20 protein-coding genes are annotated in these 21,316 nt (G+C 58.7%); 15 read left to right on the plus strand and 5 right to left on the minus strand.

Features of this window, described 5'->3' with window-relative positions; all coding sequences use genetic code 11:
* Positions 1–4 precede the first annotated feature (4 nt).
* Positions 5–3,109, minus strand: coding sequence for a multidrug efflux RND transporter permease subunit (locus AC54XV_RS06250; protein WP_103754055.1), 3,105 nt, complete (start codon positions 3,107–3,109; stop codon positions 5–7).
* A complete protein-coding gene (locus AC54XV_RS06255) occupies positions 3,106–4,272 on the minus strand; it encodes an efflux RND transporter periplasmic adaptor subunit (RefSeq protein WP_004406632.1) in 1,167 nt (388 codons plus the stop codon). Before AC54XV_RS06255 ends, AC54XV_RS06250 begins: the two co-directional genes overlap by 4 nt.
* 292 nt (positions 4,273–4,564) lie before the next feature.
* On the opposite strand from AC54XV_RS06255, the gene AC54XV_RS06260 reads away from it, so the two are divergent.
* The 7 genes from AC54XV_RS06260 (at position 4,565) to AC54XV_RS06290 (ending at position 11,442) form a co-directional block, all read left to right on the plus strand.
* The gene (locus AC54XV_RS06260; protein WP_011266842.1) at positions 4,565–4,945 is read left to right on the plus strand and encodes a hypothetical protein; all 381 of its coding nucleotides are present in this window, start codon (positions 4,565–4,567) and stop codon (positions 4,943–4,945) included.
* 330 nt (positions 4,946–5,275) lie between these two features.
* Entirely contained in the window at positions 5,276–5,860 is a 585-nt protein-coding gene (locus AC54XV_RS06265; RefSeq protein WP_011266843.1) for a fimbrial protein, read from the plus strand.
* A 63-nt stretch (positions 5,861–5,923) separates the two neighbouring features.
* Positions 5,924–6,676, plus strand: coding sequence for a fimbrial biogenesis chaperone (locus AC54XV_RS06270; protein ID WP_024642498.1), 753 nt, complete (start codon positions 5,924–5,926; stop codon positions 6,674–6,676).
* A gap of 131 nt (positions 6,677–6,807) precedes the next feature.
* Positions 6,808–9,342: a fimbria/pilus outer membrane usher protein gene (locus AC54XV_RS06275; RefSeq protein WP_080396048.1), complete on the plus strand. Its 2,535-nt coding sequence runs from the start codon at positions 6,808–6,810 to the stop codon at positions 9,340–9,342.
* A complete protein-coding gene (locus AC54XV_RS06280) occupies positions 9,339–10,124 on the plus strand; it encodes a fimbrial biogenesis chaperone (protein ID WP_058399015.1) in 786 nt (261 codons plus the stop codon). The genes AC54XV_RS06275 and AC54XV_RS06280 overlap by 4 nt, the downstream gene beginning before the upstream one ends.
* 1 nt (position 10,125) lies before the next feature.
* Positions 10,126–11,124 carry a fimbrial protein gene (locus AC54XV_RS06285; RefSeq protein ID WP_496718152.1) on the plus strand — a complete coding sequence of 333 codons (999 nt, stop codon included), beginning with the start codon at positions 10,126–10,128 and terminating at the stop codon, positions 11,122–11,124.
* Between the two features lie 93 nt (positions 11,125–11,217).
* Positions 11,218–11,442: a hypothetical protein gene (locus tag AC54XV_RS06290; RefSeq protein WP_058398984.1), complete on the plus strand. Its 225-nt coding sequence runs from the start codon at positions 11,218–11,220 to the stop codon at positions 11,440–11,442.
* Between the two features lie 17 nt (positions 11,443–11,459).
* Here AC54XV_RS06290 and AC54XV_RS06295 read toward each other — a convergent pair whose 3' ends face one another.
* The 3 genes from AC54XV_RS06295 to AC54XV_RS06305 all read right to left on the minus strand — a co-directional run bounded on the left by AC54XV_RS06295 (position 11,460) and on the right by AC54XV_RS06305 (position 13,755).
* Positions 11,460–12,215 (minus strand): YkgJ family cysteine cluster protein, encoded by a 756-nt coding sequence (locus tag AC54XV_RS06295; RefSeq protein WP_058398985.1) that lies wholly within the window; start codon positions 12,213–12,215, stop codon positions 11,460–11,462.
* Positions 12,216–12,331: 116 nt separating this feature from the next.
* Positions 12,332–12,793: a GNAT family N-acetyltransferase gene (locus AC54XV_RS06300; RefSeq protein ID WP_032656317.1), complete on the minus strand. Its 462-nt coding sequence runs from the start codon at positions 12,791–12,793 to the stop codon at positions 12,332–12,334.
* Positions 12,794–12,858: 65 nt separating this feature from the next.
* Complete coding sequence (locus AC54XV_RS06305) at positions 12,859–13,755, minus strand: chemotaxis protein (protein ID WP_003408993.1); 897 nt, start codon at positions 13,753–13,755, stop codon at positions 12,859–12,861.
* 606 nt (positions 13,756–14,361) lie between these two features.
* Between AC54XV_RS06305 and AC54XV_RS06310 the strand changes: the two genes are divergently transcribed.
* From AC54XV_RS06310 to AC54XV_RS06345, 8 genes are all read left to right on the plus strand, one after another.
* The gene (locus AC54XV_RS06310; protein ID WP_024642500.1) at positions 14,362–14,871 is read left to right on the plus strand and encodes a disulfide bond formation protein B; all 510 of its coding nucleotides are present in this window, start codon (positions 14,362–14,364) and stop codon (positions 14,869–14,871) included.
* 252 nt (positions 14,872–15,123) lie between these two features.
* Entirely contained in the window at positions 15,124–15,324 is a 201-nt protein-coding gene (locus AC54XV_RS06315; protein WP_003314077.1) for a hypothetical protein, read from the plus strand.
* Positions 15,325–15,334: 10 nt separating this feature from the next.
* Entirely contained in the window at positions 15,335–16,276 is a 942-nt protein-coding gene (gene cyoA / locus AC54XV_RS06320; RefSeq protein WP_011266850.1) for a ubiquinol oxidase subunit II, read from the plus strand.
* A 3-nt stretch (positions 16,277–16,279) separates the two neighbouring features.
* A complete protein-coding gene (cyoB, locus tag AC54XV_RS06325; protein WP_011266851.1) occupies positions 16,280–18,292 on the plus strand; it encodes a cytochrome o ubiquinol oxidase subunit I in 2,013 nt (670 codons plus the stop codon).
* A gap of 3 nt (positions 18,293–18,295) precedes the next feature.
* Positions 18,296–18,928 carry a cytochrome o ubiquinol oxidase subunit III gene (locus AC54XV_RS06330; protein WP_011266852.1) on the plus strand — a complete coding sequence of 211 codons (633 nt, stop codon included), beginning with the start codon at positions 18,296–18,298 and terminating at the stop codon, positions 18,926–18,928.
* The gene (gene cyoD, locus AC54XV_RS06335) at positions 18,928–19,260 is read left to right on the plus strand and encodes a cytochrome o ubiquinol oxidase subunit IV (RefSeq protein ID WP_003409003.1); all 333 of its coding nucleotides are present in this window, start codon (positions 18,928–18,930) and stop codon (positions 19,258–19,260) included. The genes AC54XV_RS06330 and cyoD overlap by 1 nt, the downstream gene beginning before the upstream one ends.
* Positions 19,261–19,270: 10 nt before the next feature.
* Positions 19,271–20,158, plus strand: a complete 888-nt coding sequence (cyoE, locus tag AC54XV_RS06340; RefSeq protein WP_003314082.1) for a heme o synthase — start codon at positions 19,271–19,273, stop codon at positions 20,156–20,158.
* Positions 20,159–20,413: 255 nt separating this feature from the next.
* Positions 20,414–21,298 carry a glycosyltransferase family 2 protein gene (locus AC54XV_RS06345; protein ID WP_024642501.1) on the plus strand — a complete coding sequence of 295 codons (885 nt, stop codon included), beginning with the start codon at positions 20,414–20,416 and terminating at the stop codon, positions 21,296–21,298.
* The last annotated feature ends 18 nt before the right edge of the window (positions 21,299–21,316 follow it).

The following is a 21,316-nucleotide window of genomic DNA, read 5'->3' on the forward strand; positions in this document are numbered from 1 at the left end:
ACTCTCACTTGTGCAGGGCCGGCGCCGGTGCGGCGGGCGCCGGGTGGCGTCGATGAAACAGCCGCTCCAGTTGCAGATAAATGACCGGCGTCGTGAACAACGTGAGCATCTGGCTCACCAGCAGGCCGCCGACCACGGCAATACCCAGCGGCTGACGCAACTCGGCACCGACGCCGAAACCGAGCATCAACGGCAGCGCGCCGAGCAGCGCGGCGAGGGTGGTCATGATAATCGGTCGGAAGCGGGTGATACAGGCCTCATAAATGGCCTCGTGCGACGTGAGACCCTGCTCGCGCTGGGCCTGCAGGGCAAAGTCCACCAGCAGAATACCGTTCTTTTTGACGATACCGATCAGCAACACCACGCCGATCAGGGCCATGATCGAGAAGTCCTGGCCCATCATCCACAACAGCAACAATGCGCCGATACCTGCCGAGGGCAGGGTGGAGATGATGGTCAGCGGGTGCACGAAGCTTTCATAGAGCACCCCCAGAATGATATACACCGCCACCAGCGCCGCTAGGATCAGCCACGGCTGGTTGGCCAGCGAGCTCTGGAACGCCTGTGCCGCACCCTGGAAGCTGCCGATGATCGAGGCGGGCATGCCGATCTCGTTCTTGGCCTGATCGAGCATGCGCACGGCATCGCCCAAGGCGACCCCGGGTGCCAGGTTGAACGACAGGTTCGCCGCCGGAAACATCCCGTCATGGCTGATCGATAACGGTCCCATGCGCGGCGCACTGACTTTGGCCAGCGCCGACAGCGGCACCATTTCGCTGGTCAGCGGTGAGCGCAGGTAGAAGTACGCCAGGCTTTCAGCCTTGCCGCGCTGCTGGGCGTCCAGTTCAAGGATCACCTTGTACTGGTTGACTTCCGTCTGATACTCGCTGATCTGCCGCTGGCCGAACGCGTCGTACAGCGCCTGGTCGACATCGGCCGTGGTCAGGCCGAATCGCGCGGCAGCGCTGCGGTCGATGTCGATGTGCGTGACGCTGCCGCCCAGTTGCAAGTCGTTGGACATGTCGCGAAACGCCGGGTTGCTGCGCAGCTTTTCAGTCAGCCGTTGCGTCCAGGTGTTGAGCAGTTCGCCGTCGTTGCTCTTGAGCACGTACTGGTACTGACTGCGGCTCGGGCCGGAGCTGAGGTTGATGTCCTGCCCGGCGCGCAGGTACAGAACGATGCCCGGGACCTTGGCCAGTTTGGGGCGCAGGCGGTCGATGAACTCACTGACCGACACATCGCGTTCGGAGCGTGGCTTGAGCGAGATCCAGAAGCGGCCGTTGGCGATGGTCTGGTTGCTGCCTGAAACACCGACCGAATGCGAGAACGCCAGCACCGCAGGGTCCGCGCCGACGATCTTTGCCAGTTCCAGGTGTTTTTCCACCATGTCCGGGTAGGAGATGTCGGCAGCTGCCTCGGTGGTCCCGAGTGCAAAAGCGGTGTCCTGGACCGGAAAGAAGCCTTTGGGGATGAGGATGTAACCGACCACTGCCAGCGCCAGGGTCAGGCCGAACACGCCAAGCATCAGCCGCTGATGGGCCAGGGCCTTGCGCAAGCCACGCTCGTAGGAGGCGAGCAGGCGTTCACCGAACCCCGGTTTCTGATGCGGGTGATGGGTGGGCGCGCGCATGAACAAGGCGGCCAGGGTCGGCGCGAGGGTCAGGGAGACGACCACCGAAATAAGGATGGTCGCGGTTGCGGTCAGTGCGAACTCCTTGAACAGTCGCCCGACCACGCCGCCCATGAACAACAGCGGAATGAACGCCGCCACCAGTGAGAAACTGATCGACACTACGGTAAAGCCGATTTCCCCTGAGCCCTTTATCGCGGCCTCGCGCATGCCCTGACCGGCTTCGAGATGACGGTGGATGTTCTCGACCACCACGATGGCGTCGTCCACCACGAAACCGACCGCGACCACGATGGCCACCAGTGTCAGGTTGTTCAGGCTGAAGCCGAACAGGTACATCATCGCAAAGCTGGCAATCAGCGAGACCCCGAGTACCGCACTGACGATCAGGGTGGCTGACAGTTGGCGCAGGAACAGCGCCATGACCGCCACCACCAGCAGCACCGCGATCATCAGGGTCATTTCCACTTCATGCAGCGAGGCACGGATGGTACGGGTGCGGTCGTTGAGTACCGAGACATCGACGCTGGCCGGGAGCATTTCCTGCAAGCGTGGCAGTTCACCCTGGATACGGTCCACGGTGTCGACAATGTTGGCACCCGGCTGGCGGAAGATGGCGATGTTGACGCCTTGCTGATCGCCGGACCAGGCCTTGACGTAGGCGTTTTCCGAGCCCGCGACAACCCGTGCCACATCCTTGAGCTGGACGGGTGCGCCGTTCTTGTAGGAAACAATCAGTTGCGCGTAGTCCTGCGGCTTGAACAACTGGTCGTTGGAAGACAGGGTCGAAATACTGTCCTTGCCGTACAGCGCACCCTTGGCCAGGTTAAGGCTGGTCTGCTGCACCGCCAGGCGAATATCGGCCAGGGTCAGCCCTAGCGCAGCCAGTTTCTCGGGAGCGGCCTGAACACGAATCGCCGGACGTTGCTGACCGGTGATGAAGACCTGGCCCACGCCTTCGATCTGGCTGAGCTGGCGCGCCAGAATGGTTTCGGTGACGTCGCTCAGTTCTGTGCCGGGGATCAGGCTGGAACTCACGCTGAGGATCAGCACCGGGCTGTCGGCCGGGTTGACCTTGCGCCAGGTCGGCAGACTGGGCAGGTCGGCAGGCAGGCGTCCGGCTGCGGTATTGATGGCGGCCTGGACTTCCTGGGCCGCAGTGTCGATGCTTTTGTTGAGCGTGAATTGCAGCGTCAGGTTGGTGGAGCCCAGTGCGCTGCTGGAGGTCATCTGGGTCATGCCCGGTATCGCACTGAACTGCACTTCCAGTGGCGTGGCAACCGAAGACGCCATGGTTTCGGGGCTGGCGCCGGGGAGCTGCGCGGTGACCTGGATGGTCGGGAATTCCGCTTCCGGCAACGGCGCGATCGGCAGCCGTGGAAAGGCAATGACCCCCAGCAGTACCAGTGCGAAGGTCAGCAACAAGGTGGCCACCGGGTGGTCGATGCACCACGCCGATACCGAGCCCCGGCCGTTCATCGTGCGGGCTCCACTTGCGCGCTCGCGACATCCGCAGCAGGCGCGGTGATCACTTCGACCGTTGCGCCGGGGCGTAGCCGCGACTGGCCGTCGCTGACCAGTACATCGCCAGCACGCGGCCCGCTGATCAATGTCTGTTCGCTGTCCTGATAGAGCACTTTGACGGGTACGACTTCTACCTTGTTATCGGCAGTGAGCCGATAGACGAAGTGCAGGTCAACGCCGCGCTGCACCACTTGTGGCGGCACTTTCAGCGAGTTGAGTTCGATACCGGTCTGGATCTTCACGGTCACCAGTTGCCCCGGCCAGAGTTGCTCGCCGGGGTTTTTGAATTGCGCCTTGGCGCGGATCGTACCGGTGCTTGCCGACACCTGATTGTCGATCAATGAAAGCGTGCCTTCACCCAGCAGCAGGCCGTTGGCCGCGCCGTCGCCCTGATACGCCTTGACGGTCGCAGCGTTACGTTCGGCAATCAGCCCCTGCAGGGTCGGCAACATTTGCTGTGGCAGGGAAAACTCCACGGCAATCGGGTCGATCTGGGTCACTGAAAACAGCCCTGCAGCATCGCTGACGCGCAGGAAGTTGCCTTCATCGACGTTGCGAATACCGACCCGTCCCGTCACCGGCGAGCGAATCTGGGTGTAGGACAGCTGCACCTGTGAGGCGTTGATGCTCGCTTCGTTGCCTTTCGCCGTGGCTTCGAGTTGCCTGACCATTGCCTGCTGTTGGTCGAATGTCTGCCGCGAGATGCCATTGTCCTGGGTGAGCTGGCGATAGCGCTTGAGGTCCAGTTGCGCGACGTCCAGCTGCGCCTTGCTTTGCGCCAACTGGGCACGCGCCTGCTCCAGCGCGGCCCGGATAGAGCGGTCATCCAGCGTTGCCAGCAGGTCCCCGGCCTTGACCTGCTGACCTTCCTTGACCAACACACGCGTCAGCACCCCATCCACCTGGGGGCGGATCACCACGCTTTGCAGCGACAGCACCGATCCGATCCCTGTGACGAAACGCGGTACGTCTTCAAGGCTGACCGTGATCACTTTGACGGGCACAGCGGCAGCGGCATTTTTGGGGAGTGCGGCCGGGCGTGTCAGTTTCCAGCCGGCAATCGCCGCACAGGCGATCACCAGGACGACGGCGGTGACGGTCAGGGTCTTTCTGCGCATATGAAGAAAACGCCAAATGTCGGTACGGGAGAGATGTTTTTTACAGCTTCCTTATAGCCTGCAAACCCGGTCAACAGAATGACTTTCAGCTGTCAGGTTTGTCAGAAAGCCTCCAGCGGGTGTGGCGTGCAGTCAAGAAAAGTCGGAATCGGACGATATCTATGTTGAAGAGATAGTTGTCCAGATGTTTATAAAGTCCTAGGAGTTTTCCTACATTTTCCTAAGTAGGTTTCTGGCAGGTCATTCTCTCATCAACTTAAATTATCGTATGAGTCTATGAATGGAGTACGCCATGAGCAGTCAGAAATCGAACGGAAAAGTGATGGTGAAGTTACGGTCCCTTGATAAACGTTTGTGGGTCGCAATCCTGTCGACGTTGCTGCTGGCTGCTCCCGGTTTGTCATGGGCAAAGGACGGTGCAATTACGTTGCGTGGCAGTATTGTCAACAGCAGTTGCATGATTTCCAGTACAGAGATGACGGCGCCCAGTGTTCATTCGCGAACGCTGGAAGTTGCACCCGGGGTCACTATTCATGTGAGCACCGAACGCAATGTCTGTGGTGAGCAGGCAATGCCCTTCGTTACGCAGTATCAGGTGCTGCCTGCCGCCGTGTTAATCGACGGAGAAGCCCTGCAGGCAAGTGCTGCAGTGGTCACGTTGAGCTATCAGTAACTACCGGTCTGTCGTGTTTTCTCGTCCGGACTGTCACGCTTTCAAGGGGCAGTCCAGTGCCTGTAAAGTTTGAACGATACATAACCTCGGCCACAGTGAAGGCGTCGGCAGTCTTTGCCTGAGTAAGGGCACGCTTCTGTATTGAAAAGGGTTTTTATCAGTGTGCAAGGCACCACTTATAATTATTCCTACAGACCTGTCCTGCGTGTTGTGTTGTGTTGTCTGCGGGGTGAAAGTTATCGAGCTGACAGCACTGAAATAGACCTGGCTCTATAGTGCTCACCGTCCGATAGCGGGCACACACGAAATAACACAAGGAAGGTCGTTAGCATGAAAAAGCTTTCTCTTACATTGGCAGTTCTGGGCGTAATGGGCGCTGGCATGGCAGGTACCGCCAGTGCTGCGAACAACGGCACAATGGTCTTCAACGGAACACTGACCAATATCTCCTGCGATGTGGGGCCGGGCACGGGTGTCAGTACGGGGACCAACCCTGGCGAAATCAATATCGACCTGGGCAACGTGTCCTTCTCCGATATCGGTGTATCGAGCGAAAGCCGATTCGAAACGGCTTCCCCCATCCAGTTGCTGGTCAACTGCAGTGCGGGTGCCGACCAATACAACATGGTGAAGATGCGCCTTATTGCCCGTAACGGCAGTGGCCTGGACAACAACGACGCGAAACTCCTGCGCACCACCGGTGCGGCAGATGGCGTCGGTATCGGCCTGCTCAATGCCTCCAGCGTGTTGATGGATCTGAGCGGTGACGAAACCGTCGACACCACACTCATCAAGGATGGCGCCAGCGGTGCCACCGCTGAAATCAATTTTGGCGCGGTGTATGTGCTTAACGGCACGCCCACCAATCCGGGTAATGCCGACGGCTTCCTGCCGTTCGTGATGGATTACGAGTAATCGTGTCGGACAGGGCGGGCCGTGCTCGCTCTGTCCTCTACCGAATTCAAGGCGAACGCCAGCATGTTTTCCGATTTTTTTCGCTACACGATGCTTGTTGCGTGGTTGTTCTGCGCATCCACCGTTCAGGCGGGCATCGTATTGAATACAACGCGAGTCATTTACCAGGGCAACGACAAAGAGGTCAGTCTGGGGGTGCACAACAGTGGCGGGGGGGAGATTCTCCTGCAGTCCTGGCTTGAATCTCCGACGACGGCGGCCAGCAATAACGAAGGGCTGCAGAACCTGCCGTTTATTGTCACACCCGCGCTTGCGCGTATGGCCGGTGGTGGCAGGCAACTATTGCGGATCATTCATTCCGGTACTGACATGCCCACCGATCGTGAGTCGGTGTTATGGCTCAATGTTCAGGAAATACCCCAGAGCGCAGCAGAAAACACGCTGCAGATCGCGGTACGTCAACGCATAAAAGTCTTCTTCCGGCCTGATGGTCTGCAGGGTGATCCACAGCAGGCGCCGGAAAAACTGAACTGGCAACGGGTCGATGACACCGGTGTGCAGGTCGAAAATCCCGGCCCCTACCATGTCTCCATGCTCCGGATTTCCATACGTCAACATGACACTGAACTTGCCCTTCTGGACAGTCAGATGCTGGCGCCACATCAGCGTCTGCGTATTCCGTTACAGCACACACCGGCAAGTGCGCCGTTGGTTCTGAGTTTCGTCAGTCTCAATGACTACGGCGGACAAGTGCCTTATCAGGCAACCCTTGGCAACAAACAACCGGTTAACGCCGGCAAGGCGTCGCCCCGATAAGCTGGCGCATCCACTGTCAGCGTTCACTATTCAAACCGTCGGGCCTCAGTGACAAGACAGCCCGGCAGACCTGCGTCTGTGTAAAAGGATTGCACGGCGCGCGCGACAGCCGAAGTAGAGTGAAGACCGCTATGGAATGGCGCAAAGAAGTTAATAAGGGAGTTATTGCCCAGTGCGCGCTCCCTCACCCCCGACGCGGTGCGCTGGGTATCGGTTTCGGATTGACGTTGATGTGTGCGGTCAGCGCGTCGGCCGCCTCGTCGGGTGGCGACGGGGCAGTCAGGTTCAATACGGCGTTTATCCAGGGAAGCGATCAGCCGGCTGACCTTCAGGAGTTTCTGCGCTCCAATAGTGTATTGCCGGGTATTTACCGGGTTGATATCTACGTCAATCGCAAGCTGAGCGGCAGGCGGGATATCCGCTTTTTGAAAAGTCCGCTATCAGGCCTGATCGAGCCCTGCCTGTCGCTTGAGATGCTGCAGAGTTTTGGTCTGGACTTGAGTCGTCTGCCGCCAGGTGAGGCATCTGCCCAGGCCTGTTTCGACCTGCCCGCGCGTGTCGCATTTGCCCGCGTCGACTATCAGCCCGGTGCGTTGCGACTGACGATCAGCGTGCCGCAAGCGGTGATGTCACGCGGTGCTCGCGGTTATGTGGCGCCGGAGCTTTGGGATCAGGGCGAGACCGCAGGCTTTATCAACTACAACTTCAATGGCAGCCGGCGGCGTAACAAGGGCCTGGAAACGGAGCAGTACTACGTGGGGCTGCGAAACGGGCTGAACGTCGGCGCCTGGCGTTTGCGCAACGAGTCCTCTCTGGTCGGCGGCAGTGACAGGCCTTGGCGTTATCGCAGCAATCGTACCTTCGCGCAGCGTGACATCACCACCCTGAAAAGCCAGCTCACGCTGGGCGAGACGTTCACCGATTCGCAGGTATTCGACAGTGTCCGCTTCAGGGGCGCGGCGCTGGCCTCTGACGATGGCATGCTGTCTGACAGCGAGCGGGCCTATGCCCCGGTCATCCGCGGGATTGCCGAAACCAATGCGGCCGTGGAAGTTCGCCAGAACGGCTTTCTGCTCTACAGCGGCAGTGTGTCGCCCGGGCCGTTCGAGATTGCCGATATCTATCCCAGTGGCTCCAATGGCGACTTGTCGGTGTCTGTCATCGAAGCCGACGGGCGTGTGCGGACCTTCACTCAGGCCTACGCGTCGCTGCCGATCATGGTTCCCGCAGGCTCGTTGCGCTACAGCCTGGCCGGCGGGCAGGTCGACAACAACGACGATCAGCAGGCCTCTCCGGCATTTGCCAGTGCGGCCCTGATCTACGGTCTTTCCGAACGGATTACCGGGTTTGCCGGGGTGCAACTGGCCGAGGATTACCAGGCCGCGAACATAGGCACCGGGATCAACACCGGGCTGGGCGCGGTGTCGATGGACCTTACCCGCTCGGTCAGCAAGGTGGCTCAGCGGGCGCGCAGTGGCCAGAGCCTGCGCGTGCGTTATGCCAATACGCTGGATGTCACCGACACCACGTTGGCAGTGGCCGGTTATCGATATTCGACCGAGCAATACCGGACCCTGAACCAGCACGTCAGCGACAGCGGCGCGCTGCGGCAATTGCGGGCCTCTGGGCTGGCGCGGGATCGGCTGGAACTCAGCATCACTCAGATAGTGCCTGGCCAGTCGGCGTCGCTGAGCCTGACGGCGTCCGAGCAGCGCTACTGGAACCTGTCCGGCAAGACCCGGCAGCTTTACCTGTCCTATAACGCGGCCTGGTATTCGCTCAATTACAGCCTGTCCATCGAACGCAACGAGGATTTCGGGCGAAGCGGTGACGCGAGCACCGACAATCGTGTTGCCTTGAGCGTGACCCTGCCGCTCGGCTCCAGCCCCGGCTCGTCGCGATTGTCTTTCAACGCGGTGCGCGACAGCCGAGGCGAGTACAACGCGCAGGCCGGGCTCAACGGTCAGGTGCCGGGCGACCGCGATACGTTCTATTCGGTACAGGCTGGACGTGACAGCAGCTCCGGCAGTTTCGGCGCAGGCAAGGTCAGCACCAGCACTGCGTTCGGCCGTTTCGAGGCCGGTTATAGCCAGGGCCAGGACTACGATGCATTCAGCCTGTCCGCCGCAGGTTCGCTGGTGGCGCATGCCGGTGGCGTGAACCTGGGGCAGACCTTGGGAGAAACCTTTGCTCTGGTTCAGGTGCCCGACGTCGGTGGCGCCCGCTTGAAGTCGTTCAGTAACGTCGAGACCGCCGGCAACGGCTATGCGGTTCTGCCCTATGCGCAGGCCTACCGCACCAACTGGGTCAGCCTGGATACCCGGCAACTGGGCGCTGATGTCGATCTGGAAAACGCTATTACCCAGATCGTGCCGCGCAGGGGCGCGATACCGGTGGTGCGCTTCAAGGCCAATGTGGGCCGCCGGGTCCAGTTCGAACTGGTACGCGTCGATGGCAGCAAAGTGCCGCTGGGTGCCAGTGTCGAAGATGAACAGGGCAGGGCGCTGGCAGTGGTCGATCCCGGCAGTCAGGCGCTGGTGCTCAGCGAGCAGGATGCCGGCAGCCTGTGGGTGCGCTGGTCCGATCAACGTTGTCAGGCAACATTCTCGCTACCGCCCAGAGATCCGTCGCGTGCCTACGAGCGGATCAGGGTGATATGCCGATGAGCGCTTTCGCTGGCTCATGCAAGGCGGTGTTGACGGCTGTGCTGTTGACGAGCGGCCTGGCGGCGCACGGGGCTGTTTCGCTGAGCGGAACGCGGCTGATTTTCGACGGGCAGTATCGCGAGGTCACGCTCGAGGTGCGCAATCGCGGCAAGTCCGAGGCACTTTTACAGGCCTGGCTCAGTGACGCAGTGGATGACGACGACGCCCCGGGTGAGCTTCGCAAGGCGCTGCCATTCGTGGTCACGCCACCGCTTTCACGCCTGCCGGTGGGCGGCAGGCAGACCTTGCGCGTGCTGTATCAGGGCGCAGGCATGCCGCAGAAACACGAGTCGCTGCTGCATCTTTACGTGCTTGAGATACCCCGACGCCAGGACGGTGCGGGGCAGTTGAACATCGCCGTGCGCCAACGCATCAACGTGTTCTACCGGCCCCCCGGCCTTGACGGTGATCCGGCCGACACTCCCGCGCGGCTGCTGTGGACACTGACTCATGACCCGTCTCACGCCTTGTTGCTGACGGTCAGTAACCCGACGCCCTATCACGCTGCCCTGCAAGCGCTGCGTATCGACGGGGTGCAGCTTGGCGATCATCTGTTGCTGGCGCCGGGCGCACAGGTCGCGATGGTTGTGCCGGCGAGTGTCGAGCGCTCTGCCACACATCGTTTTTCCTACCAGGCGCTGACCGACTACGGCGGCCGACGGATCCATTGCGCACAGCTCACCGGGCAGACGGCCACTACCGCCAGGCTGCCGAAAAATAATTCCATTCAGGACGAATGCTGATATGAAACATCTCTCTGCCAGAGGCTGGCTGCGATCCCTCGCCGTGTTGTTGTTACTGCATCCGGCTTCCACCTTCGCGCTGATCTGTACCACTCAAGGGACGGGCGAAACCGAAATTCACGATGACCTGAGCAGTACGGTGGCAATCCCGGAGTCGATTCCCGACGGGGAAGTGGTATGGCGTTCCGAACCTCTGAACGTTCAGGTCGAATGCGCCACAGAGGGCTGGCAGTCCGAAGCGCAGGAGATTTTTATCTACCTGAACCCGGACAATCGTCCTATCGGTCAGGGGATTCGTGCCGGAATGACGTTACAGGGTATCGATCACATCCAAGGCAGTGGACGGGTGAGTACCGGCAGCTACCTGCCGATGTGTCGCGAGGGTGAGAGCACGCTCGAAAACTGCCCGAAGGTGCGTTTCAGCCTGGCGTTTTCGGTATTCATCCAGAAGTTCGGCGCTACACCGCCCTCCGGTTTGGCCAGTGACCTGCTGGATTACCGGTTCTTTCAACTGGGCGGCGCGACAGACCCGAGTCGGCTGTCAGGGCGCAGCCTCAGTTATGTGATCAATCACCTGCGGGGGCTGAGGTTCGTGGCCTGCGATGCCGATCTGCAGGTGCTCCCGGAAACCGTGGAATTTGGCGACGTTGCGATACACCAGGTGGCGATTGGCAAAGTGACTGCCACCCAGACATTCTCCCTGCTGACCAGCCGCAGCTGTGATTCGCCGTTCAGCATTGATGCGCGTTTCAGGCCGGTGACAGGCACTCTGTCTGGCGAGCTGCTGATCCCCGTCGGTAATGATTCATTGGGGATACGCATTACCAGCGCAGTAAACGGTCAGCCGCTACGTTACAACGAGCCATTCCATCTGGCGGAATTGCTCGGCGAAACCAACACAGCCAGGGCGGACTTCAATGCCGAACTGCTGTGGAACACCAACATGCCAAGGCCCGGACCGTTCAATGCCGAGGTGATGGTCGATCTGTTCTACAAATGACGGCGACAGGAGGCTCGGGCGGTTGTGCGGCGATTAATGTATGCTGCGCGGCCGCGGGCATTTGCCCGGCCAATTCGACTTTCTGGTGACACCATGACCACGCCTGAACAACCTCCTGTTCAAGACGCCGCAGCCGACTCCGTCGCAGACACTGAAAAGAGGGCTGTCATTGCGCCTTTCAGCTTTCCGTTCAAGCCTTCGGAGTTTGCCCGGGCCAAAAAAGAGCCGGCGTGGCATCAGAAAAACAACAAGCACGGCCACCACAAGACCCCGGGCGTCGCGCCGGCTGGCACCCGCAGGTCGATGGGCAAGCGCTGATTGCCTGAGAGATCCTGTCAGGCCGCCTGCAAAGGAATGAACAGGTAGGAAACCGGCTGCCGGTCAGTCACCTCGGCACCTTCCTGTTGCAGGGTGTCCAGAACGTGCTGGCCGGCGACGTGAAATTCCCACTTCGAGCCTTGGGCTTGCCCCTCCTGCGCAGGGTTTTTGACCTCTTCGATGGCGGCAGCAAACGCGCCCATGTCCGGCAGGTAGGCGACGAAACCGTTGCCCTTGAGGGCGGTGGTGCGAATGCCCAGCTTCTGGCAAATCAGCTGTTTGGTGTCTATTTCATCCCGATCGGCCTGACGCGACCGTTCGATCAGGTCCATCAGTTGAGTATCGACCAGCCTGTCGTTAACGATAAGGTCCGGACCCTGCTCCCAGGACTCTGGCGGGCAGCCCTTGTTCTCCGGGCGCAACGGAATGTGTGGATTGATCTCCATCGGATAGATCCGGCACACCAGTGGCCGGCGCTCGTAGATGCGACACAGGTTCTTCTCGTCAAGATTCCGGCAGCGCCCGACGTTGTAGGCTGCGAAGGTGATCGCCACAAAGGCTGTCGTACTGCCACTGCTGACCTCGGTCGAGCGACGGCTGGCATGGGTGAGCTGCGCCTCGGAAACCCCATAACCATTGCTCAAAAATGCTTCGGTCAGCACGATGACGTTGCCGCCATCGGCCGCCCACTGCGCGGCTTCGTTGAGCGTCAACGGTACGTGATGGTCGGTGCAACAGCCGCCACAACCCACGCAGGAAAACTTGGTGTCCATTATCTCGATGACCCGTCCAACAGGTAGGCGGCAAGCGACAACAATTGGTCACTCACTCGCTTGATGTGTCTCGGGAAGCAAGTTGCGCGCCAGTCGCCGGGCCGTGAACAGCGGGTTCAGGCTGCAGGAATGTCGAAACGCTTGAGATAGGCCATTGCGGATTTTTCGTAAAGCCGCCGCGCCGCCAGGTTGTTTTCCATGACGTGAAGGTCGACCGCTGCTTCATTGCGCGTATGCAGGTGGGCGAACAAATGATTGAGCAGGGCGTGGCCGATCCCGCTGTGTCGCACATCAGGGTGCACAACCAGGTCCCTGATGAATGCGCTGGTCCAGCAGACGATCACACCGACTACCGTTTCGTCACGCATGGCCAGAAAGCACAGCGACGGATCGCATTCGGGAGCGTGTTCGAATGCAGCCAGCCAGTCCGGATAATCCGCCACGCAGCCTGCGGCGCTGCCATAACCCAGAGTCAGCAGGCGGTGAACCTCTGCGGCTCGCTCAAGCGTGAAGGGATGTGGCTGGATGCCAGGCGGCCAGGCCTGGATGGGCACTGGCACTGCAAGATCCCGACGCATCAGCCAGTAATGAGCGGCGGATGCATCGGTCAGGTTCGGACGTTGTGTCGCCGTGCGCTCAGGGATCAGAGCCCTTGGGCGACCACCGTACGTGCGGCCTCGATCAGGCATTTGGTCAACTCGGGTGACGAGAACTTGGTCAGCACGGCATTGGCCCCGGCGATCTGTGACTTCTCGCTGTTCATCGCGCTGTCGAGCGAGGTGTGCAGCAGAATGTACAGATCACTGAAGTCCGGCGTATCCCGGAGCGTGCGGGTGAGGGCATAGCCGTCCATCTCCGACATCTCGATATCGGACACCACCACGTTGATCTGTCGCGCAGTACCCTGCAGGTCGAGCAGAACGTCGATAGCCTCTTTGGCACTGCGCGCCGTGTGGCATTCGAGGCCGAGATTGCGCAAGGTAATGATCGACTGCTGCAGGGCAACCTGACTGTCATCGACGACCAGAATCCGCGCCTTGCTCAGCAGTTCCGCATCCTCTTTGGCCAGCTCCGTCGACTGCACGACGATCTGTGCAGGGGCGATGCCGTGGATCACTTTTTCGATGTCCAGTACTTGCACCAGCACGCCGTCGACCTGAGTAACCCCGGTGATGAACGATTTGCTGCTCGACCCGTAGGGCGGCGGACGGATATCGGTGGTCAGGCAATGCACAATCTTGCTGACGGCCTGAACGTGCAGGCCCTGTTTCGAGCGGCTGACATCCGTAACGATCAGGCAGCCACCGTCGGGATCGGCCAGCGGACGCTCGCCGATCGCACGACTCAGATCGATAACCGACAGTGACGAGCCACGTAGCGTCGCAATACCTTTGACGTGTGGGTGCGATTCGGGAAGATGGGTCAGAGGCGGGCAGGGAATGATCTCGCTGACCTTGAGCAGGTTGATCGCCATCAGCTTGCCGCTGCGCAACGTGAAGAGGAGCAGCGAAAGTGAATCTGCTCGGACGTTCTTGGACATATGAACCTTCTGGCTGTAGGTATTTCGTCGCCTGGTAGCGGCAAACAACTTTCTATGACAGGTTATCGACCTGCGGCCGGCAGGCTTGAGGATTTTTAACCGACAGCCGAGCGCGTCCGTTCGCTTGCCATTGAAAGCCGTCGCACCCCACCACGGCGGGCCCGACAAACTGGCTGCCCATGTGCCGATAGTGGCAGTCTGGCTTCGGTTGCGTCAAACCGGGAGAGGGCGGCACATTGTCGCTCTCTGCCTTCCGACGACCTGCGTCGCGGTTTCGCACGCCATAGTGCTTTGACAGAAAGGCACCCTGCGACAAAATACCGCAGCTATATATAGAAGAAGAGCTGCGACAAACTGACGCACCCTTCTATATATAGAAGGGCTTTGCACCCGGTTCCTGCAAAAGCGTCCTGCCGGTTGTGGATGTGCTGCCGCGCAGACCACCTGACCGGCAAATGCGTCCGTATGGCTGGCCAACGCTTGAGTTGCCGAATCAGACAGATGATCATCGCGCACGTCTTGGCGCAGTCGGGCCGTACCTCCGTTCAGGCTGCGAACGCTGCATGGCGTTGACCAACCCTTTCATCAGTTCAGTAAGGTATGTGAATGAGCGACAACACGTTGTACCTGAGACGCGAAAAGCGCTTTCTGGTTTTGCTGGGTATTATCTGCCTGGCCCTGATCGGGGGCGCCCTGTACATGCAGGTCGTCCTGGACGAAGCGCCTTGCCCGCTGTGCATCCTGCAGCGTTACGCACTGTTGTTCATCGCCATTTTTGCGTTCATTGGCGCCGCCATGCCCGGGCGTCGCAGCGTCACGGCGTTTGAAACCCTGGTGACCCTCAGCGCTCTTGGCGGCATTGCCGCTGCCGGCCGGCATGTCTGGATCCTTGCCCATCCGTCCGACAGTTGCGGTATCGACGTGTTGCAGCCGATTGTCGATGGCCTGCCATTGGCTACACTGTTTCCTACAGGGTTCCAGGTCGGCGGTTTCTGCACCACGCCATATCCGCCGGTTCTCGGATTATCACTCGCGCAATGGGCGCTGACGGCTTTTGTCCTGACCGCAGTTCTGGTACCGGCGTGCATCATTCGCAATCGCCGCAAACCTTACTAACTTCAGGGGCTTTCGCTAAAAACGCCCCGTGAATACGGGGCTTTTTTCGAGTACGATGAGGCGTTTGGAGGACGATTGTTACGCATATAGAGAATAACTGTTACAAAATTAGGCATAGTCATTAAAAATTTACGTATCTACAATCCCCGTCACTTGTCGTTCAGCTTGGCCGAACGATCAGCATTTTGAGGCTTGGAGCGTCCCCTGTGCACTCTGAACAGGCAGCGCAACGCTTGCCTCTGAGGGCGTATAATGGCCGCGTCGAAAGCGTCTGCCCGAAGTTTTGGGCAGTTCCAGCAACTCAAAAAACAAGAATCCATAGCTAAACCCGGACTTGTCGATACGCCGCTGTGCGTACTGGCGGCCCTTGTTCAATTCAAAAAAATTAGCCGGCACTGGCAGGGCGAAGTGTTGGCGGTCGAAACCCAACTGCACCGCGCAAGCTGCTTTTAGAGGTCGTGAAATGAGTAAAAAAAGGTACCCCAGGTTTTTTGGCTTCTTGGCCCTTTTCTGTATGCTTTTGCTCAGTGGATGCGATGGCGTACCTCTGCTCGATCCAAAAGGGCAGGTGGGTATCGAGCAGCGGAACCTGATCGTAATCGCAACGTTGCTGATGCTGATTGTCGTGATCCCGGTCATCCTGATGACCCTGATCTTCGCCTGGAAGTATCGCGCATCGAACAAGGCTGCCAAGTACACGCCGGACTGGTCTCACTCCACCAAGATCGAAATCGCAGTCTGGGGCGTACCCATGCTGTTGCTGGTCTTCCTGGGGTACATCACCTACGTCTCGACTCACTCGCTGGACCCTTACCGTCCGCTTGATTCGGACGTCAAGCCGGTCACCATCCAGGCGATCTCGGTTGACTGGAAATGGGTATTCATCTACCCGGACTACGGCATTGCCACAGTCAACAAGATCGTGTTCCCGGCCAAGACTCCGATCAACTTCCAGGTGACCTCGGACAGCGTGATGAACTCGTTCTTCATCCCGGGTCTGGGTGGTCAGATCTATGCGATGGCGGGCATGCACACCAAGCTGCACCTCATCGCCAACGAGAATCACGAATTCAACGGTATTTCGGCCAACTACAGTGGCGCAGGCTTTACCGGCATGAAGTTCAAGGCCATCGCTACCAGCCAGGCTGATTTCGACAGCTGGGTCAGCGAAGTCAAGAGCTCGCCCAAAAAGCTTGGCACTGCCGAATACGCCGAGTTGATCAAGCCAAGCGAACGCAACCCTGTCGAACTCTTTTCCTCGGTCACCCCGAACCTGTTCCAGATCGTCATCGACAAGTATGAAGGTATGAATCCGGGCAAGAAGGTTGTTGCTGGTGAGAAGGAAGTAGCCGGTGAGGCTGGTGCGGAAAAAGGCAAAAATTCAGCTGCTGGGGCAGAGGAGTAAACGATGTTTGGCAAATTAAGTCTGGAAGCGGTGCCGTTCCACGAGCCCATAGTCATGGTGACACTTGCCATGATCGCGCTCGGCGGCATTGCGGTTGTCGGGTTGATCACCTATTTCCGCAAGTGGACGTACTTGTGGTCTGAGTGGCTGACCTCTGTCGACCACAAGAAAATCGGCGTGATGTACATCGTCGTTGCCATGGTCATGCTGCTGCGCGGTTTTGCCGACGCGATCATGATGCGTACCCAACTGGCGATGGCCCAGAACGGTTCCGAAGGGTTCCTTCCGCCTGAACACTATGACCAGATCTTCACCGCTCACGGTGTGATCATGATCATCTTCATGGCGATGCCGTTCTTCACGGGTCTGATGAACATCGTTCTGCCTCTGCAGATCGGCGCTCGCGACGTGGCGTTCCCGTTCCTGAACTCCCTGAGCTTCTGGCTGCTGGTCGCAGGTATGCTGCTGATCAACATCTCCCTGGGTGTCGGTGAGTTCGCCAAGACCGGCTGGGTCGCGTATCCGCCTCTTTCCGGGTTGCAATACAGTCCTGGCGTAGGGGTTGACTACTACATCTGGGCGCTACAGTTATCCGGCTTGGGTACGACGCTGACGGGGGTCAACTTCCTCGTGACCGTGCTGAAGATGCGTACCCCTGGCATGAAACTGATGGACATGCCGATCTTCACCTGGACCTGCACCTGGGCAAACATCCTGATCGTGGCTTCGTTCCCGATCCTGACCGCTACCCTGGCGTTCCTGACCCTTGACCGCTACCTGGACTTCCACATTTTCACGAACGAAATGGGCGGTAACCCCATGATGTACGTGAACCTGTTCTGGGCGTGGGGTCACCCTGAGGTGTACATCCTGATCCTGCCGGCCTTCGGCGTGTTCTCGGAAGTCATCTCGACGTTCTCCGGCAAGCGTCTGTTCGGCCACAAGTCGATGATCTTCGCCTCCGGTGCGATCTGTATCCTGGGCTTCATGGTCTGGCTGCACCACTTCTTCACCATGGGGGCGGGTGCCAACGTCAACGCCTTCTTCGGTCTGGCGACGATGCTGATTGCGATCCCGACGGGTGTGAAGCTGTTCAACTGGCTGTTCACCATGTATCAGGGCCGTCTGCGCTTCACTGCACCGGTACTCTGGACCCTGGGCTTCATGGTCACCTTCTCGATCGGCGGCATGACCGGCGTTCTGTTGGCGATCCCGGGTGCTGACTTCGTGCTGCACAACAGCCTGTTCGTAATCGCTCACTTCCACAACGTCATCATCGGCGGTGCGGTATTCGGTTACATCGCCGGCTTCGCGTTCTGGTTCCCTAAAGCGTTCGGTTTCACCCTGAACGAGAAGTGGGGCAAGGCAGCGTTCTGGTTCTGGATCGTCGGCTTCTTCGTCGCATTCATGCCGCTTTACGCGCTGGGCTTCCTGGGCATGACCCGTCGTCTGAACGCTACCGACATGCCAGAGTGGAACATCTACCTGGACGTCGCGCTGTTCGGCGCCGTGCTGATTGCCATGGGTATCGCTTCGCAGCTGATCCAGCTGTTCGTGAGTATCCGTGACCGCGACAACAACCGCGATCTGACCGGTGACCCATGGAATGGCCATACCCTGGAATGGTCCACTTCTTCGCCTCCACCGTTCTACAACTTTGCCGAGCTGCCAAAAGCTGACGACATCGATCCGTTCACCGATGCGAAACGTGCCGGTACCGCTTACAAGGTTCCTGCCCGCTACTCGGCGATCCACATGCCTAACAACACGGCTACCGGCCTGTACATGGGTATGTTGCTGACGGTCTTCGGCTTCGCATTCATCTGGCACATCTGGTGGCTGGTAGGCGCAAGCCTGGTCGCGACCATTGCAGTCTTCGTTGCTCACGCTGTCCGTGACGACCAGGGCTACATGGTGCCTGCTGAAGATGTAGCGCGTATTGAAGGTGAGCATCACAAGGTCCTGGCGGCCAACGGTGCATACACTCCTGTCAAGTCCTCGCTGGAACAGGTTTAAACAATGTCAAATATTGCAATCAACTCCGGAGCCCACGATCACGGTCACGACCATGATCATGGGCATGACGATCACCACGACAGCGGTGGCATGACGGTCTACGGCTTCTGGCTGTACCTGATGACCGACTGCGTGTTGTTCGCCTCGTTCTTCGCGGTGTACGCCGTGATGGTCAACAGTGTCGCGGGCGGCCCGTCGGGCCAGGACATCTTCCTGCTGCCATTCGTGGCAGTGGAAACCGCGTTCCTGTTGGTCAGTAGTATCACTTACGGCTTTGCCATGCTGGCACTGTACAAGGGCAATAAGAGCCAGGTACTGGGCTGGCTGGCACTGACCTTCCTGTGCGGTGCTGCCTTTATCGGCATGGAAATCTATGAGTTCCATCACCTGATCGAAGAGGGCTACGGTCCGAGCCGCAGCGGCTTCCTGTCAGCGTTCTTCGCGCTGGTAGGTCTGCACGGCGCCCACGTGACCAGTGGTCTGATCTGGATGGCGATCATGATGTTCCAGGTCCAGAAGAAGGGCCTGACCAACACCAACAAGACGCGCCTGAGCTGCCTGAGCCTGTTCTGGCACTTCCTGGACGTTGTCTGGATCGGCGTGTTCACCGTTGTCTATCTGATGGGAGCTTTGTAATGTCAAATTCGCATCACTCCGCTGAAGACAATAGTCACGGCTCAGTGAAGTCGTACGTCATCGGTTTCGTACTGTCGATCATCCTGACCGCCATTCCGTTTGCCCTGGTGATGTCACCTTCACTGCCGAAGGACATGACGATCGCAATCGTTCTGGTCTTCGCGATCATCCAGATTCTGGTGCACCTGCATTACTTCCTGCATCTGGACTTCACGAGCGTGCAGCGTAACAACGTGATGGCCTTCGCCTTTACCACGATGGTTATCGTCCTGCTGGTCGGCTTGTCGCTGTGGATCATTTTCAGCGTCCACCGCGAAATGATGGCGCATTGAGGAATACCAGATGTCACTGAAGCACTTTATCCAAATCACCAAGCCGGGGATCATTTTCGGTAACGTGCTTTCGGTGGCAGGTGGCTTTTTTCTGGCTTCCAAGGGAAATATCGATTTCGGCGTGTTCCTCGCTGCAGTCATCGGTACTTCCCTGGTCGTTGCGTCCGGTTGTGTGTTCAATAACTGCATCGATCGCGATATCGATCAGCGAATGGAGAGAACCCGTAACCGGGTTCTGGTGCAGGGTCTGGTTTCACTGAAACTGGCGCTGCTCTACGCAACCCTGCTCGGTATTGCAGGCGTTGGCCTGCTGTACACCGAGGCCAATCCCTTGGCCGCACTGTTTGCAGTGATCGGGTTCGTGATCTACGTCGGCCTTTACAGCCTGTACCTGAAACGCAGATCCGTTCACGGCACGCTGGTGGGCAGTCTCTCGGGGGCAATGCCGCCGGTGATTGGCTACTGCGCAGTGAGCAACAGCTTCGACTTTGCGGCCCTGACGCTACTGGTGATGTTCAGCCTGTGGCAGATGCCGCATTCGTATGCGATCGCCATCTTCCGCTTCAATGATTATCGTGCTGCGAAGATCCCGGTTCTGCCTGTCAAGCGCGGCATTCTGGTCACCAAGCGCCACATCATGCTCTACATCCTGGCGTTCCTCGTGGCGACCCTGATGTTGACCGTCGGTGGCTATGCGGGCCTCAACTACCTGGCTGTCGCAGCGGGTATGGGCATGTACTGGCTGTACATGGCCTGGAAGGGCTACAAGGCCGTTGACGATACTGTCTGGGCTCGCAAGCTGTTCGTGTTTTCGATCTTCACCATTACTGCCTTGAGCGTGATGATGTCGGTCGACTTTCAGGTGACAAAAGAATTGCTGGTGACTTACGCCTTCTGATTCCACTTGATACGCGACCTGATAAACCCCGTTCTGCGAAGAACGGGGTTTTTTTTGAGTGTCGATCTACACTGGTTGAAGGAAATGGCATGCCGATAGTTTTTTGGCGGCTGTAAACGCCTGTTTGCAGGGCGTTTTTGACCTTTCATGGAAAAACAGGAGCGCTTGCCCCATGATGTGCCGTTTTCAAGCGACCCGTTACAGATATCCGGTTTCCGAGCCCGTCAGGGCTGATCATGATTATGGCTGCTATCCATGATGTCTTCAGAAAGTCAAAACCTCTCGCCCAGCCCTTTGGTTTCCATCGTAGCCCCTTGCTACAACGCCGAGCGATTTCTTGAGGTCGCGATTCAGAGCATCTTTGCTCAGGACTACAAGAATTTCGAGGTCATCGTCGTCGACGATGGTTCTACCGACAACAGCATCGCCATGCTCGAGTCCCTGCAGCAACGCTATCCGTTCCAGCTCTACCGCCAGGCCAATCAGGGCGTCAGTGCTGCCCTCAACCATGGTCTGCGTTACGCCAAAGGCGTTTACCTTTCCACGCCGGACCTGGATGACATCATGCTTCCCTCTTCGGTGCGTATCCGTGCCGAGTACCTCGATGAGCATCCCGCAGTAGGCTGTGTCGGCGCATTGGTCAGCTACATGGATGGTGACGGCAAGGAAATAAAACGTCAGTCGCGCGATTACATCGAGCGGCTGACGTTCGACGACATATTGCGCGACGCGGTGGTCGTCGGTGCGCCGGTTGCTCTGTACCGCATGAAGGCCATCAAGGATGCAAACGGTTATGACCCGCAGATAAAGGTTCAGGATTTTCAGGCGACACTGAAAATCGCTCATCTGGGCTATGAAATTCATGTGCTCCCCGAGATCGTCACGCGCTATCGACGTCACCCGAACAACCTTTCACGCAAGTACAAGGTGTTGCTTGAGGCTGACCTGAAAAGCATCGAGCCTTATCGGGATCATCGCGAATACCAGAGCGGTCGAACTCAGGCCATCAACAAAGCCTTGAAATACGCCGCGGTTGCGGACAAGCGATATGCCTGGAGTCTGTTGTTTTCCATCCCATGGAGGCAGATCAACAGAACGACCTTGCGGCGCTGCAAGCGTTTGCTGTTGAGCTATCGATAAGTGCGGCCTGGCTGTCCA

It is taken from the genome of Pseudomonas fragariae (ex Marin et al. 2024) (assembly GCF_059621105.1).

What these genes read in the sequence shown, in the direction of transcription:
- cyoD (WP_003409003.1), top strand. Translation starts at nt 18,928, where the DNA reads ATGTCAAATTCGCATCACTCCGCTGAAGACAATAGTCACGGCTCAGTG.
- AC54XV_RS06255 (WP_004406632.1), bottom strand. Translation starts at nt 4,272, where the DNA reads ATGCGCAGAAAGACCCTGACCGTCACCGCCGTCGTCCTGGTGATCGCC.
- cyoE (WP_003314082.1), top strand. Translation starts at nt 19,271, where the DNA reads ATGTCACTGAAGCACTTTATCCAAATCACCAAGCCGGGGATCATTTTC.
- AC54XV_RS06260 (WP_011266842.1), top strand. Translation starts at nt 4,565, where the DNA reads ATGAGCAGTCAGAAATCGAACGGAAAAGTGATGGTGAAGTTACGGTCC.
- cyoB (WP_011266851.1), top strand. Translation starts at nt 16,280, where the DNA reads ATGTTTGGCAAATTAAGTCTGGAAGCGGTGCCGTTCCACGAGCCCATA.
- AC54XV_RS06285 (WP_496718152.1), top strand. Translation starts at nt 10,126, where the DNA reads ATGAAACATCTCTCTGCCAGAGGCTGGCTGCGATCCCTCGCCGTGTTG.
- AC54XV_RS06315 (WP_003314077.1), top strand. Translation starts at nt 15,124, where the DNA reads ATGGCCGCGTCGAAAGCGTCTGCCCGAAGTTTTGGGCAGTTCCAGCAA.
- AC54XV_RS06345 (WP_024642501.1), top strand. Translation starts at nt 20,414, where the DNA reads ATGATGTCTTCAGAAAGTCAAAACCTCTCGCCCAGCCCTTTGGTTTCC.
- AC54XV_RS06300 (WP_032656317.1), bottom strand. Translation starts at nt 12,793, where the DNA reads ATGCGTCGGGATCTTGCAGTGCCAGTGCCCATCCAGGCCTGGCCGCCT.
- AC54XV_RS06290 (WP_058398984.1), top strand. Translation starts at nt 11,218, where the DNA reads ATGACCACGCCTGAACAACCTCCTGTTCAAGACGCCGCAGCCGACTCC.
- AC54XV_RS06280 (WP_058399015.1), top strand. Translation starts at nt 9,339, where the DNA reads ATGAGCGCTTTCGCTGGCTCATGCAAGGCGGTGTTGACGGCTGTGCTG.
- AC54XV_RS06305 (WP_003408993.1), bottom strand. Translation starts at nt 13,755, where the DNA reads ATGTCCAAGAACGTCCGAGCAGATTCACTTTCGCTGCTCCTCTTCACG.
- AC54XV_RS06265 (WP_011266843.1), top strand. Translation starts at nt 5,276, where the DNA reads ATGAAAAAGCTTTCTCTTACATTGGCAGTTCTGGGCGTAATGGGCGCT.
- AC54XV_RS06310 (WP_024642500.1), top strand. Translation starts at nt 14,362, where the DNA reads ATGAGCGACAACACGTTGTACCTGAGACGCGAAAAGCGCTTTCTGGTT.
- AC54XV_RS06275 (WP_080396048.1), top strand. Translation starts at nt 6,808, where the DNA reads ATGGAATGGCGCAAAGAAGTTAATAAGGGAGTTATTGCCCAGTGCGCG.
- cyoA (WP_011266850.1), top strand. Translation starts at nt 15,335, where the DNA reads ATGAGTAAAAAAAGGTACCCCAGGTTTTTTGGCTTCTTGGCCCTTTTC.
- AC54XV_RS06295 (WP_058398985.1), bottom strand. Translation starts at nt 12,215, where the DNA reads ATGGACACCAAGTTTTCCTGCGTGGGTTGTGGCGGCTGTTGCACCGAC.
- AC54XV_RS06330 (WP_011266852.1), top strand. Translation starts at nt 18,296, where the DNA reads ATGTCAAATATTGCAATCAACTCCGGAGCCCACGATCACGGTCACGAC.
- AC54XV_RS06270 (WP_024642498.1), top strand. Translation starts at nt 5,924, where the DNA reads ATGTTTTCCGATTTTTTTCGCTACACGATGCTTGTTGCGTGGTTGTTC.
- AC54XV_RS06250 (WP_103754055.1), bottom strand. Translation starts at nt 3,109, where the DNA reads ATGAACGGCCGGGGCTCGGTATCGGCGTGGTGCATCGACCACCCGGTG.